This window comes from Streptomyces sp. bgisy159 (genome assembly GCF_965341775.1).
GTDB lineage: Bacteria > Actinomycetota > Actinomycetes > Streptomycetales > Streptomycetaceae > Streptomyces.
In genome coordinates this window covers 59,874-72,264 of the sequence record NZ_CBDQZH010000028.1, presented here as the reverse complement: position 1 = coordinate 72,264, position 12,391 = coordinate 59,874, and the positions used below count along the sequence as shown (strand labels likewise).

Below are 12,391 nucleotides of genomic sequence, written 5' to 3'. Positions count from 1 at the left end.
CATCTCCTTGTCGGCTCATTCCGGCGGGGTGTCCGCGAGCGGCAGCGTCGCGTGGACCGTCCACTGCGCACCCCTGGCCCCGGCGGCGAACGTACCGCCGAGCAGCGTGGCCCGCTCCCGCATCCCGACCAGCCCGGCGCCGGAACCGGGCGCCCGGGGGCCACCGTCCCCGTCCCCGTGCTCGCCGCCCGCCGCGCCGTACGGGCTGCTCACCGCGACCTCCAGGGCGCCGTCCCTGCGGGCCAGCGACACCCGCACCGGGCCGGGGGCGGCGTGCTTGAGGGCGTTGGTGAGGGACTCCTGCACGATGCGGTAGGCGGCCAGCTCGACGGGGGCGGGCAGGGGGCCGCCTCCGAGGCCGGCCAGAGTCACGTCGAGGCCGTTGGTGCGGGCCCCCTCGACCAGCGCGGTCAGACCGTCGAGGGTCGGCGCCACCGCCGGCTCCGTCCCGGCGCCGCTGTCGCGCAGGATCCCGATCAGCCGGCGCATCTCGGCCAGCCCCGCGACGCTGTTCTCCCGGATGACGGCGAGCGCGTCCTTCGAGGTCGCCGGGTCGTCCAGGGAGAGCGCGGCCGTGGAGTGGATGGCGATGGCGGACAGGTGGTTGGCGACCATGTCGTGCAACTCCCGTGCCACCCGCGCCCGTTCCGCGGTCACCGCCTGGGAGCGGTCCATCTCGGCGAGCAGCGCGGTCTGTTCGGCGCGCAGCCGGGCCGCCTCCGCGGCGTCGCGGTGGTCGCGCACCAGTGCCCCGGTGGCCGCCGGCCCGAACGAGACGATGGCCGCGCCCAGTCCGACGAACAGCGCCTGCGGATCACGCCACCAGACGAGGAAGCCGAGCGTGATCGCGACCGTGGCCAGACCGGTGGTCACCGGGATCCGGCGGGCGGCGGCCGGGGTGCCGTACAGCACGGCCGCGTAGGCGAGATCCGTGTACATGATGATCGTCGCGGCGTTGCCCGGGGTGAGCATGTCGAAGGTCAGCGCCAGGGTGCCCACGACGAGCGCGAAGCTCGGCCGGGACCGGCGCAGCAGCTCCAGGGCCGCCATCACCACCAGCGGGACGAGCCCCCAGTCGGCCGGGAGGAGGCCGCTGCCCGAGGTGTACAGGCCGAGCGCCCACATCGTGACCCCGCCGAGCAGCCCGCCGACGGCGATCGACACGTCGAAGCGGTTCGGGCGGGGGATCGGCGGGGCGGTGGCCATGATCCCCATCCAACACCGCGCGCGGGGTGCTCGCCTGATGCCCGGGGAGGGTCGCGCACTGCATCTTTCGACGGACCCGAGGGGCCCCGACATCGTCGCCGGAGACGACGTGTCCGGCGGAATCCGCAGCGAGCCTGGAGGGGTGAGCGAGAGGAGCGGACCGTGATCGTCGGGTTGATCGTCGCCTGCGAGGTGGCCTTCTGGGTGCTGCTGGCCGCCGGGCTGGTCTTCCGGTACGCGCTGCGGATGCCCCGGACCGGCCTCGCCCTGCTGCTGTGCGAGCCGCTGCTGGAGGTGGTGCTGTTCGCCGTGACCGCGGTCGACCTCCGAGGCGGCGCCGAACCGGACTGGCGGCACGGCCTCGCCGCCGTCTACATCGGCTTCACCGTGGGGCTCGGGCACGCGACGGTCAAGTGGGCCGACGCCCGCATCGCCCACCGCTTCGCCGACGGCCCGCCGCCCGCGCGCCCCCCGAAGTACGGCACCGCCCGCGCCGTCCACGAGTGGAAGGTGGCCGGCCGCTGGAGCCTGGCCGCGGCCGTCGCCATCGCGCTGCTGCAGGCCGCGGTCTGGTACGTCGGCGACGACGGCGACACCGGGTCCCTGGTGGCCTGGCAGCAGCGGATGCTGTGGGTGATCGGCATCAACCTGCTCATCGCGGCGAGCTACACGCTGTTCCCGAAACGGGAGCCCGCGTCGAAACGGAGCTAGCCGCCGGCTACCGCTCCCCGCCCGGCACCCACAGCACGTCCCCCGTCGCCTTGTTCGCCGTCCGGGCCAGGATGAACAGCAGGTCGGAGAGGCGGTTGAGGTAGGTGGCGGTGAGGGGGTTCATCGCCTCGCCGTGGGCCTCCAGGGCGGCCCAGGTGGACCGCTCGGCCCGGCGTACGACCGTGCACGCCTGGTGCAGCAGGGCCGCGCCCGGGGTGCCGCCGGGCAGGATGAAGGACCGCAGCTTCTCCAGTTCGGCGTTGAAGCGGTCGCAGTCGGCCTCCAGCCGGTCCACGTAGAACTGCTCGACCCTGAGCGGCGGGAACTCCGGGTTCTCCACCACCGGGGTCGACAGGTCCGCGCCCACGTCGAACAGGTCGTTCTGCACGCGGGTGAGGACCTTGACGACCTCCTCGTCCAGCCCGCCCAGCGCGATCGCCGTGCCGATCACCGCGTTGGCCTCGTTGGCGTCGGCGTACGCGGAGATCCGCAGGTCCGTCTTCTTGACCCGGCTCATGTCACCGAGGGCCGTCGTGCCCTGGTCGCCGGTACGGGTGTAGATGCGTGTCAGGTTGACCATGGGGCCAGCGTAGGTGAGGTCAGCGGCCGTTCGGTCACCCGATGGCGATGCGGGGGTGGGCGCCCGGCCGGATCCAGCGCATGATCCGGTCCATCGTGGCGCGCGGCACGGACACACAGCCGGCGGTCGCGCCCGACCCGTTGACGTGCAGGAAGATCCCGGCGCCCCGGCCGGGCACGGCGGGCCACCGGTTGAAGTCGATGACCAGCGCCTTCGCGTACTGGACGGGGTAGTCGATCAGATGCTCGCTGCCCCGGTCACCCGCCTCGGTGAGCGGGAAGTCGGCACCGGCCTCCCCGTGCATCGAGTTGTAGAACCGTGACTCCGGGTCCTGCACCCACCAGTCGCCCGCGTCCACCACGTGGTACGGCATCCTCGTACGGCTCGGCTGCACGCCGAACCCCTCGGTGATCGTGTACGTGCCGGAGGGCGTCGTCCGGGTCCCCTGCCGCCGGGTCGTCCCGTCGGTCACACCGTTCTGCCCGACGCGCCCGGCACCCGTGCCGAACCGCGCCCTCCAGCGCAGCGGCCCCTTGGTCCAGGCGGTGACCGTGGCGTGCGAGCCGTCGGCCTCGACGGTGATGACCTGGGCGGCGTCGCCGACGTCGACCGGAACGGGGAACACCGGGCGAGGGGCTTCGGCACCGGCGGCCGGGTAGCCGTGGGCGAGGAGCAGCGCGCCGACGGCCGCCGCGGCGACGCACAGCCCGCGGGTACGGGGGGACGGGGCGGGGGAGCGGTGGATTCCTGGGATCACCCGGCCCATGAAACCGGCGTCGTCGTGCGGCGGCCGGAAGGCGGTCCGGGAACGCCCGGAGAATTACGTCGAACCGGCGACGCCGGCTCCCGTGATACCCGGCCCGCCATCCCGGAGGGAACCGACGAAGGCGGTGAAGGCCGGAGCGGGGAACGTGAGGGTGGCGTGGGCGGGGGCCTTGGAGTCGCGTATCGCCATCTGGCCGCGACGCACGGCTATTTCGACGCAGGCGTTGCCGTCGCCGCCGCCTGAGTACGACGACTTGCGCCAGGTGTCGGAGGTCGTCATGGCCTCACAGCTCCTTTGCCACCCTGTGGATGAAGTCCCGTGACCGCTCGGGGTCCAGTGATGCGGCTTCCACTCTACGGAGGAGTGTTCGAAAGACGCCGAGCTGGGCTTCGGCGTCGATGAACACCGTGCCGTGTGGAGCGTCCTGCACCACGGTGTCCAGCTTCGGGATGTCTCCGCCCGCGTACACGATGGTGCTTCCGAGCGGCGTGAAGCTGTCCGTCTCGAACGGGATGGCCCTCACCGTCACGTGGTCGGCCTCGGACGCTTCCAGGAGGTGTGCGAGCTGGGCCCGCAAGGTACTCCGGCCGCCCACCCGCATACGCAGCGCCGACTCGTGGACCACCGCTGTGTACGGGACCGGTTTCGGCCCTTGCAGGATGCCGCGCCGCCGTGTGCGGTGTTGGACGCGCAGCTCGATCTCGGTACGCGGAAGTTCGGGTACGCGGGAGGAGAACAGCATCCGCGCGTAGTCCTCGGTCTGGAGCAGGCCGGGAACGTACAGGAGCTCCACGTCCCAGCGGTGGGTGGCGTGGTGCTCCAGCTCGGACAGGTCGAGAAACGACGTGGGCAGGCGTTCTCGGTACTCCTCCCACCAGCCGCGCGTCCGGTCGGTCGCCATGGCCGCCAGCGCCTCGATCAACTCCGCGTCGGTGCAGGAGTAATGGGCGGCCAGACGTCGCACCCGTTCCTCGCTCACCCCCGCGATACCGGACTCGATCTGGCTTATCTGCACGGAGTCGGCCCCCAGCAGCGCTGCCGCCTCCAGTCCCTTGAGCCCCGCCGCTTCGCGTAGCTTCCGCAACTCAAGGCCAAGGCGCAGCTGGCGCGCGGTGGGTTGCTTGCGCCGCCCCATGCGGTTCCTCCTCGCCGTTCGACCGTCCGGATGGTCACGACCCGTTCGGAGTGAGATTACGACAGTGGGTTGCAGGGGCCTAAATTTAGGTCCTACTGTCGGTGACGCGACGCACACGCTGTGGAATTGCTCGCACATCCCTCCGAAACCCCACCACCTCAACGGAGTTGACGCATGTCAGAAACCCGTGCCGCCGAGGCCGGCGACTCCTGGGAGTACTCCCTGTACATCCCGAACGACCTCCGCGCCGTCACCGTCTGCCGCCGCACCCTCCGCCTGATCCTCACCCTGCACGGCCTCATCCACCTCGTCGACGACGCCGAACTGCTCGCCGCCGAGCTGGTCTCCAACGCCGTACGGCACACCGACGGGCCCGCCGCCCTGCGCGTGCGGTGGGCGGACGGGGTGCTACGGATCGGGGCGTGGGACGCCGATCCCGAACCTCCCCTGTTTCCGGGGGAGTGCGCCGACCTGACGCGGGACGAGGGCGGGCGGGGGCTGGGGATCGTGCGGGCCTGCTCCGCCGTGTGGGGGTGGCAGCCGCTGTCCCGGTTCGGGGACCGAGGGAAGTACGTCTGGTGCGAGCTTCCGGCCGTCGTGGGGCTGTGACGGGCGGCACGGTCGTCGCCGGGTGGGGGCGGCGGAGACGGGGTGGCGTCAGGGCGTCAGGAGCCGCCCGTCACCCCCGCCGGCAGCGTCACCGTCCCCGAGAAGACGCCCTTCGTGTGCTCCGTCACCTCCTGGTGGTATCGCATGGCCCCGCCCTGATAGGGGATCAGGAACACGCAGGTGAAGCGGTGGGCGGTGAGACGGTACGTCGTGGGGTCGAGCGTCAGGGTCTCCTCGACGCTCTCGACGGTGATCCGGTCGTCCGACGGTGCGATCCCGGCGCCCCGCAACTGCTCCCGGGTCGGGGCGAACTCGCGTATCGCCTTCTCGGTGACCGCCCGGCCGCGGACGGCCGACAGAGGTGCCGCCGAGCCGAGGGCCGCGCGCAGTTCGACGGCCCCGGCGGACTTCCGCACGGTCACGGCGTCCCCGTGCTCGGCGAACGCGTCCAGCGCGGCGATCGGGTCCTCGACCACGGCCGCGATCCCCGGGTCGGAGACCGGGCCGCTCGTCCACACGCCGTGGGCGCCCTTCCTGATGTGGCCGGTGCCGTCGACGACGTAGACCTCCTCCGGCTTGTCGGCGCCCTTGACGTGGGTGGTGCCGGTGGAGTGCAGCGTCATCGGCTCACCGGTCGTCCGGTCGACGGTGGCGGTGTACGAGGCGGCGCTGTCGCCGCCGGGTGAGGTGAGGCCCTCGTCGCCCCGCACCGTGAACGTCCAGCCGGGCCGCGCGGCCATCGCCTCCCGCGCGCGGGCGAGGAACTCCGCGGCGTTCCGCGGCTCCGCGGCGGGGGACGGCGTCGGCGTCTGAGTGGCCGTGGGCGGTGCCGCGTCGGCGCCGCCGTCCCCGCCGCCGCATCCGGTCAGCGGCAGGCAGAGGAGGGCGGCCAGGGCGGTGGCGGCCACTGCGGAACGGGTTCTCATCCGGGGGGCTCCTGCGGGCTCCTGAGGGCTCCCGAGGGCGCGGTCCGGGCGACCTCGGGGTCGGTGGGTGCCCGGTTGTACCGGAGGCTCCGCCCGCGATTCCAGCGCACGGACAGGTGGGACAAAGAAGGTGACTCGGGGCGAAACGGTGAACTTCCCGCCCGCCGCCGGGACTTCTCACCGGACACGTGACGGGCGTCTCACCCCGTGAGACGTGAAACGCGTTACTAAGCCCGCCGCGCCGCCCCGCGCGAGCGCTAATGTCCGGCGAAGGGAACCGCGCACGGTGGTCGGGCGGCGGGCCGCCGTCGATGCGCCGGACGGTGGACGCCGGTGACGTCCGCCACCGGAGCGGGCAGGGCTTTACGGATACTGAGATCTTGCACACGCACCGCACACACCTCGGGCGCATCACACCTAGGGGTGAATTCGGTATCGGTTCGCTCACAGACGGCAACCTCCGGCCGCTTCCCGCAGTCAGAGGTTGCAACGCCGGACAGCCACACGCGGAGCACAGGACGCACACGCTTAGGGGAGCGCATATGCACATCAGGGGCGACCATGCCGAGCTGGTCGTCGGGGGCCGCCTCGACGTCCGCAGCGCGGCGGACGCCCGTACGGCCCTGCACACGGCCGTCGACCGCGGCGTCGGCGACCTCGTGCTCGACCTGTCCGAACTGGACTCCTGGGACGCCACCGGGCTCGGTGTGATCATGGGTGCCCACCGGCGGGCGGGCCGCTGCGGCCGCCGCCTGGTGCTGCGCGGCGTACCGCCGCAGCTGCAGCGCCTGCTGGTGGCCACCCGGCTGCACCGCATCCTGGCCATCGAGGGCGGCCTGGCGGCGGAGTCGCTGCCCCGGGTCTGACCGGCCGCCGGTCGGCCCGGCCGCCGCGCACCGCGCGTCGCGCCCAATCCTCACCGGACCGTGACGTCTCGGACGGCATGCCCCCCCTGTCGGTCGGACATTCGGACTGCATGGCACCCCGGCCTGTCGGAGATACTGTGCGAAGGTTTACCGTTCGTCTGCCCGCCGCCCGCATCCCTCGCGCGGGCACCGGACCAGAAGCGACAGCGCAGTGTGCAGCAAGGCCGGGAGGGGCTACCGCCACACGACGCTTTTGGGGGGCTTGAACCCATGGACCCGACCAACCGGGGACCCGAGGAGTACGGCCATGAGGGCGACCGCCGCGCGCCACGCCCACGTCCGTCCAGGGAGCCCCTGACACCCGAGCTCGGCCAGCACGCCCCGGCCGTCGCCCGCACCGCGCAGGTCTTCGCCGGCGAGTACCTGGTCACCGTCAACCCGGTCGACGGCAGCGAGATCGAGCTGTGCCCGCCCGGCGGAGCCGGTCTGCCGAGCGGACCGGACGCCGGAAAGGCACGCCCCGACCGCCCCGGCCGGCGGACGGCCACCGCCCGCGCCGAGGCCGAACGCGCCGCCCGCCCGCCCGCCCCCGCCGGGCCCGCCCAGCCCGCGCTGCCGCTGCTGGGCCGCCAGGACGAACGCGAACAGCTCGTCCGGCTCCTCGCGCGCGGCCGCTCCGTCCGCCTCGTCGGCCCGGCCGGCTCCGGCCGCACCCGGCTGCTCGACCTCGTCGCCGAGGACTGCGCCGACCTCGCCCCCGACGGCGTGGTCCGCCTCTGCGGCCTGCACCGCACCACCGACGACCTGCTGCACGACCTCTTCCACGCCGTCCACGACGCCCCCGACCGCCGGCCCGACCCCGCCGAACTGCGTTCCCTCGTCGGCGAGATCGGCGCGGTCGTCGTCATCGACGACCTCGACCTCGGCGGCACGGCCCTCGACGGCCTGCTCGACGCCACCCCCGAGTGCGCCTACCTGTTCGGCACCGCCCCCGGCGCCCCGGCCCCCTCCGCCGAGTCCGGCGTCGAGGAGGTCACCCTGTCCGGCCTGGACCGCCCCGGCGGCATCGACATCATCGAACGCGTCGTCGGCCGGGCCCTCACCGAGGAGGAGACCAACTGGGCCGGCGACCTCTGGTTCGAGTCCGAGGGCCTGCCGCTGCGTTTCGTCCAGGCCGGGGCCCTGCTGCGGCAGCGCGACCGGCTGCGGGCCGGCGCCGACGCCGTCGACGAACTCGGGGTCTTCGAGGACGCCCGCGCCCTGTCCGAGCCCGCCGACGCCGTCCCGGCCGACACGGCGTCCGGGGACGGCGAGCCGATACCCCTGCCCTCCCTCGGCGAGGCCGCCGCCCCCGCCCCGCTGCTCGCCTCCCGGCTCTCCGCCTCCGCCCGGGCCACCCTGCGCTTCGCCGTGGCCCTCGACGGCGAGGTGCCGCACCAGGCCCACCTGCCCGCCCTCGTGGGCGACACCCACGCCGACGCCGCCCTCGGCGAACTCGCCGCCTGCGGACTGGTCTCCCCGGTCGGCTCCCGCTACCGGCTCGCCGCCGGCGTCCAGACCCAGCTGGAGGCCGCCGGATACGCCGACGACGCCGACGACCTGCTGCACACCGCCGCCCAGCACTACGCCTGGTGGGCCGGGCACCCCTCGGTCGCCCCCGAGCGGGTCTGCGCGGAGGCCGACGCCGTCCTCGCCGCCCTCGGCACCCTCGCCCCGGCCGCCGCACCGCCCGCCGAGGGCGAGGAGAGCGTTCCCGTACGGCTGGCCCGGGCGGCGGCGCCCGCCTTCGCCGCCGGACTGCGCTGGGACGCCTGGGAGAACACACTGCGGGCCGGCGCCGAGGCCGCGCGACTCGCCGGGGAAGTCGCCGAGCAGGCCTACTTCCACCATGAACTCGGCGTGCTCGCCCTGTGCGAGGGAGACCTCGACCGCGCCCGCGCCGAACTGGAGTCCTCCATCGGGCTGCGCGGCGCGCTCGCCGACAAGCGCGGCACCGTCGCCGGCCGCCGGGCGCTCGCCCTGGTCGCCGACCGCTCCGGGGACGTGCCCGGGATCGCCGCGATCACGGCGGCGGCCGGGACCGGCGAGGCCGGGACACCCGACGCCCGGCCCGCGGAACCGGCGCAGCGCGCGCCCCGCGCGCTGCCCCCCGGGCCGTCCACCGCGCCGACCCTGGTCACCCCGCCCGTCGAGGCGACCGGACCCATGGCCCACCGGCGGGACCGGCTGCGCGGGTTCGCCCGGCGCAACCTGGTCGCGGCCGGCGCCGGGGCGCTGCTCGTCGCCGTGCTCGGTACCGTCGTCACCCTCGGCGCCACCTCCGACAAGACCGCGGACGACCCTGCCGACCGGGGCGGCGTCAGCCCCTCCGTCGGCATCGGCACCGACGACGGGCTCGCCGGCGACGGCCCGGACACCGAGGAGGCGGGCGCGGACGGCGACGCCGGCGAGGCCACCACCCGCCCCGCCGACACCGGCCCCACCACGTCCGCCACGCCCTCGCCCACCACCGGCACGGGTGGTGCCACCCCCGGGGACGGCAGCACCCAGGGCGGCACGGAGACCGGCGCGAGTTCCCCGGCCGGGCCGTCGGAGCCGGCGACGACCTCGCCGCCCCCGTCGGCGTCGACGGGAAGCGAGTCCCCGAGCGCGTCCCCGTCGAAGTCCCCGACCGGGCCCCCGTCGACGGCGACCACCCCGCCCGCCTCCGAGTCACCGACGGGGGACACCACGACGTCCGCCAGCGGTTCGGTGTCCTCCAGCCCGACCCAGAGCGAATCCATGAGCCAGTCCGCGGGCACACCCGGGACGAGCACGCCTGGAACGAGCACGCCCGAGAGCAGCGGGCCCGCCTCACCCGACACCGTGATGTGACCGGCCCCGAACGTGCCACGGCGCCCGGCCGGGACACGGCCGGGCGCCGTCGCACGCCCCGGGGAAGGCGCGGAGCGGCCGGGGACAGGGATCAGAACAGGCGGAGTTTGTCGTCCTCGATGCCGCGCAGGGCGTCGTAGTCGAGGACGTGGCAGTCGATGCCCCGGTCGGTGGCGAGGACCCGCGCCTGGGGCTTGATCTCCTGGGCCGCGAAGACCCCGCGCACCGGCGCGAGGTGGGGGTCGCGGTTGAGGAGGTCGAGGTAGCGGGTGAGCTGCTCGACACCGTCGATCTCGCCGCGCCGCTTGATCTCCACGGCCACCGTCGCCCCGTTCGCGTCCCGGCACAGGATGTCCACCGGCCCGATGGCGGTCATGTACTCACGGCGGATCAGCGTGTAGCCCTCGCCGAGGGTGTCGATGCGGTCGGCGAGCAGTTCCTGGAGGTGCGCTTCCACGCCGTCCTTGATCAGGCCGGGGTCCACCCCGAGTTCGTGCGAGGAGTCGTGCAGGACCTCCTCCATCGTGATGATGAGCTTCTCGCCCGCCTTGTTGACGACGGTCCAGACGCCGTCCTCCTCGCCGCTGCCCTCCTTCAGCGTGCAGGGCGGAGACATCCAGTTGAGGGGCTTGTAGGCCCGGTCGTCCGCGTGGATCGACACGCTGCCGTCCGCCTTCACCAGGATCAGACGGGGAGCGGAGGGCAGATGTGCGGTGAGCCGGCCCGCGTAGTCCACGGAGCACCTGGCGATGACGAGACGCATGGTCGGCAACGCTACTCGACGCGCCGCCCGGCACGCGATTCGCCCACCTGTCGCCCCCTCATCCCGTGGGCCCCCCGCCCCACCCATTTCTCCTGGAAACCAGGGGTTTCCTCCCTGGCCGATTGTGATCCCAACGGGGATTCCCTTTGTGCCCATTCTCCTGGTGCCGCTTCCGGCGGTTGCCTACCGTAGTGAACGGGAGGTCGCGATGCGTGTACTGAGCGTGCGCGGGAATCCGGCATGGCGATCTCCCCCTTCCCTGTCCGGCAACCCCTGTTCTTCCGGGGTGCGAGAGGAGAACCCATGTCGCTCGACGTCTCACCGGCCCTACTCGAACAGGCCGAGCGAGGCGAGGTCGACGAAGCAGAATTCGTCGACTGCGTCCGGACGTCCCTGCCGTTCGCGTGGCAGATGATCAGCTCCCTGGTGGCCCAGTTGAAGGTGGACGGCGGAGCCTTCGCCGACAACCAGACGCCGCCGCCGGACGAGCAGGCGCGCGGCCAGCTGCTGCGCGCGCTGGCGAGTGACGCCATACGCGGTGCCCTGCAGCGGCACTTCGGTGTCCGGCTCGCCTTCCAGAACTGCCACCGGGTGGCCGTGTTCCCCCTGGACCCCGCGGTCGACGAGACCCTCGTCCGCTTCACCTCGGTGCGCGCCCAACTGCTGAACCAGTCCCCGGAGCTGCGGGACTGCTGACGCCATGAGCCTGCGGCTTGCCGCTCCTCACGCGGGAGGTGCCTGGGGTACGGGAGCGGCAAGCATCGGCACGGATGGGCGGTTCGGCATGTCATCGCAGGTGCGGAAGGACCTCCGCGCCGAGCCGCCGTACGTTCTCCTCGGTCGCCGCCAGATCGCCGGAGCCCTCGACGAGCAGCGCGAAACGGGAGATGCCGGTCCGCTCGCTGGTCGCCGCGAGCCGGTCCGCGCACAGCCGCGGGGTGCCCACCGGGTGCAGCCCGCAGAGCAGTTCGGTGTACGCCACCGGGTCCCGCATCTGCCGCAGCCGGCCGTCCACCGTGACATGCGCGTCCAGCCCCTGCCGCAGCCAGCCCGGCATCGCCTTCACCAGGGTCTCCACCGCGTCGGTCCGCCGGTCCGCGATCTGGCAGACCCCCGCCGAGACGTGCGCCGCCCTGCGGATCTCGTCCGGCGACCGCCCGGCCGCGCGCGCGTGCCGCCGCCACAGGGCGATCATCTCGGCCTTCTCCTCGTCGCCCACGTGCATCCCGACGAGCATCGCCAGCCCGCGCTCGGCGGCCAGCCGCACCGACTGCGGGGAGGTGCAGGCGACGACGACCTCGGGGCCCTCGGTCTCCGTCAGCGCCTCCGACGGCCGTGGGACGACGGGCACTTCACGGAAGCGGTACCGCTCGCCGTCGGCGCCCACGGCCGGCTCGCGCAGCCACCGCACCAGCAGATCGAGTGATTCCGGGAACCCCTCCTCGTACGCCGCGAGTCCGGACCCGAAGACCTCCAGATCGACCCACGGCCCGCCGCGCCCCACGCCGAGCGAGAAACGGCCGCCGCTCGTCAGGTGCAGCAGGGCCGCCTGTTCGCCGAGGGCGACGGGGTGGGCGGTGGGCAGCACGCTGACCGCCGTACCGACCCGAATCCGGCGGGTGCGGCCCAGGATCAAGGCGGCGAGGGTGATGGCGGACGGACAGGTGCCGTACGGCACGAAATGGTGCTCGGCCAGCCAGACCGACTCCAGCCCGGCCTCCTCGGCGACCTCGGCCGAGCGGACCGCGCGGTGCAGCGCCTCCCCCTGGCCCTGACCCGGGAACTGGGCCGCCAACACGAAACTTCCTACACGCATGGGACTTTCCTGCTTCCTTGGCTCCGACGCGGAGCTCCCCCACCGGGCATAACCGTCTGACACGTGCCGAGGACACGGCCTGGCGGGGAGATTTGCGGATTGTCTGCAGAATCAGGTGCCCGGAGAGGGACTTGGAGGG

Annotated in this window: 13 protein-coding genes; 5 read left to right on the top strand and 8 right to left on the bottom strand. The window is 73.4% G+C overall.

Annotation, left to right across the window (positions count from 1 at the left end):
* Positions 1-15 precede the first annotated feature (15 nt).
* Positions 16-1,206 carry a sensor histidine kinase gene (locus tag ACSLTV_RS24560; protein ID WP_435612897.1) on the bottom strand — a complete coding sequence of 397 codons (1,191 nt, stop codon included), beginning with the start codon at positions 1,204-1,206 and terminating at the stop codon, positions 16-18.
* Between the two features lie 162 nt (positions 1,207-1,368).
* On the opposite strand from ACSLTV_RS24560, the gene ACSLTV_RS24555 reads away from it, so the two are divergent.
* Positions 1,369-1,917 (top strand): hypothetical protein, encoded by a 549-nt coding sequence (locus ACSLTV_RS24555; protein WP_435612896.1) that lies wholly within the window; start codon positions 1,369-1,371, stop codon positions 1,915-1,917.
* 7 nt (positions 1,918-1,924) lie between these two features.
* On the opposite strand, the gene ACSLTV_RS24550 is transcribed toward ACSLTV_RS24555, so the two are convergent.
* The 4 genes from ACSLTV_RS24550 to ACSLTV_RS24535 all read right to left on the bottom strand — a co-directional run bounded on the left by ACSLTV_RS24550 (position 1,925) and on the right by ACSLTV_RS24535 (position 4,398).
* Positions 1,925-2,497 carry a cob(I)yrinic acid a,c-diamide adenosyltransferase gene (locus ACSLTV_RS24550; RefSeq protein WP_432134127.1) on the bottom strand — a complete coding sequence of 191 codons (573 nt, stop codon included), beginning with the start codon at positions 2,495-2,497 and terminating at the stop codon, positions 1,925-1,927.
* A 34-nt stretch (positions 2,498-2,531) separates the two neighbouring features.
* Positions 2,532-3,254, bottom strand: a complete 723-nt coding sequence (locus tag ACSLTV_RS24545; protein ID WP_435612895.1) for a L,D-transpeptidase family protein — start codon at positions 3,252-3,254, stop codon at positions 2,532-2,534.
* 63 nt (positions 3,255-3,317) lie between these two features.
* Positions 3,318-3,542, bottom strand: a complete 225-nt coding sequence (locus ACSLTV_RS24540; protein WP_432134129.1) for a DUF397 domain-containing protein — start codon at positions 3,540-3,542, stop codon at positions 3,318-3,320.
* A 4-nt stretch (positions 3,543-3,546) separates the two neighbouring features.
* Positions 3,547-4,398 (bottom strand): helix-turn-helix domain-containing protein, encoded by an 852-nt coding sequence (locus ACSLTV_RS24535; RefSeq protein WP_435612894.1) that lies wholly within the window; start codon positions 4,396-4,398, stop codon positions 3,547-3,549.
* A gap of 174 nt (positions 4,399-4,572) precedes the next feature.
* On the opposite strand from ACSLTV_RS24535, the gene ACSLTV_RS24530 reads away from it, so the two are divergent.
* Complete coding sequence (locus ACSLTV_RS24530) at positions 4,573-5,007, top strand: ATP-binding protein (RefSeq protein ID WP_432155824.1); 435 nt, start codon at positions 4,573-4,575, stop codon at positions 5,005-5,007.
* Between the two features lie 56 nt (positions 5,008-5,063).
* On the opposite strand, the gene ACSLTV_RS24525 is transcribed toward ACSLTV_RS24530, so the two are convergent.
* Complete coding sequence (locus ACSLTV_RS24525; protein ID WP_435612893.1) at positions 5,064-5,933, bottom strand: hypothetical protein; 870 nt, start codon at positions 5,931-5,933, stop codon at positions 5,064-5,066.
* A 542-nt stretch (positions 5,934-6,475) separates the two neighbouring features.
* On the opposite strand from ACSLTV_RS24525, the gene ACSLTV_RS24520 reads away from it, so the two are divergent.
* On the top strand, positions 6,476-6,799 hold the full coding sequence (locus ACSLTV_RS24520; protein ID WP_432134133.1) for an STAS domain-containing protein: 324 nt from the start codon (positions 6,476-6,478) through the stop codon (positions 6,797-6,799).
* A 270-nt stretch (positions 6,800-7,069) separates the two neighbouring features.
* The gene (locus tag ACSLTV_RS24515; RefSeq protein WP_435612892.1) at positions 7,070-9,673 is read left to right on the top strand and encodes an ATP-binding protein; all 2,604 of its coding nucleotides are present in this window, start codon (positions 7,070-7,072) and stop codon (positions 9,671-9,673) included.
* A 91-nt stretch (positions 9,674-9,764) separates the two neighbouring features.
* Here the strand turns inward: ACSLTV_RS24515 and nucS are convergent, their stop codons facing one another.
* Positions 9,765-10,436, bottom strand: coding sequence for an endonuclease NucS (nucS, locus tag ACSLTV_RS24510; RefSeq protein ID WP_432134135.1), 672 nt, complete (start codon positions 10,434-10,436; stop codon positions 9,765-9,767).
* Positions 10,437-10,739: 303 nt separating this feature from the next.
* Between nucS and ACSLTV_RS24505 the strand changes: the two genes are divergently transcribed.
* Positions 10,740-11,132 carry an SCO5389 family protein gene (locus ACSLTV_RS24505; RefSeq protein ID WP_432134136.1) on the top strand — a complete coding sequence of 131 codons (393 nt, stop codon included), beginning with the start codon at positions 10,740-10,742 and terminating at the stop codon, positions 11,130-11,132.
* Positions 11,133-11,223: 91 nt separating this feature from the next.
* On the opposite strand, the gene ACSLTV_RS24500 is transcribed toward ACSLTV_RS24505, so the two are convergent.
* Complete coding sequence (locus tag ACSLTV_RS24500; RefSeq protein ID WP_432134137.1) at positions 11,224-12,252, bottom strand: LLM class flavin-dependent oxidoreductase; 1,029 nt, start codon at positions 12,250-12,252, stop codon at positions 11,224-11,226.
* Positions 12,253-12,391: the final 139 nt, after the last annotated feature.

What these genes read in the sequence shown, in the direction of transcription:
- ACSLTV_RS24560 (WP_435612897.1), bottom strand. Translation starts at nt 1,206, where the DNA reads ATGGCCACCGCCCCGCCGATCCCCCGCCCGAACCGCTTCGACGTGTCG.
- ACSLTV_RS24550 (WP_432134127.1), bottom strand. Translation starts at nt 2,497, where the DNA reads ATGGTCAACCTGACACGCATCTACACCCGTACCGGCGACCAGGGCACG.
- ACSLTV_RS24540 (WP_432134129.1), bottom strand. Translation starts at nt 3,542, where the DNA reads ATGACGACCTCCGACACCTGGCGCAAGTCGTCGTACTCAGGCGGCGGC.
- ACSLTV_RS24535 (WP_435612894.1), bottom strand. Translation starts at nt 4,398, where the DNA reads ATGGGGCGGCGCAAGCAACCCACCGCGCGCCAGCTGCGCCTTGGCCTT.
- ACSLTV_RS24530 (WP_432155824.1), top strand. Translation starts at nt 4,573, where the DNA reads ATGTCAGAAACCCGTGCCGCCGAGGCCGGCGACTCCTGGGAGTACTCC.
- ACSLTV_RS24525 (WP_435612893.1), bottom strand. Translation starts at nt 5,933, where the DNA reads ATGAGAACCCGTTCCGCAGTGGCCGCCACCGCCCTGGCCGCCCTCCTC.
- ACSLTV_RS24520 (WP_432134133.1), top strand. Translation starts at nt 6,476, where the DNA reads ATGCACATCAGGGGCGACCATGCCGAGCTGGTCGTCGGGGGCCGCCTC.
- ACSLTV_RS24515 (WP_435612892.1), top strand. Translation starts at nt 7,070, where the DNA reads ATGGACCCGACCAACCGGGGACCCGAGGAGTACGGCCATGAGGGCGAC.
- nucS (WP_432134135.1), bottom strand. Translation starts at nt 10,436, where the DNA reads ATGCGTCTCGTCATCGCCAGGTGCTCCGTGGACTACGCGGGCCGGCTC.
- ACSLTV_RS24505 (WP_432134136.1), top strand. Translation starts at nt 10,740, where the DNA reads ATGTCGCTCGACGTCTCACCGGCCCTACTCGAACAGGCCGAGCGAGGC.
- ACSLTV_RS24500 (WP_432134137.1), bottom strand. Translation starts at nt 12,252, where the DNA reads ATGCGTGTAGGAAGTTTCGTGTTGGCGGCCCAGTTCCCGGGTCAGGGC.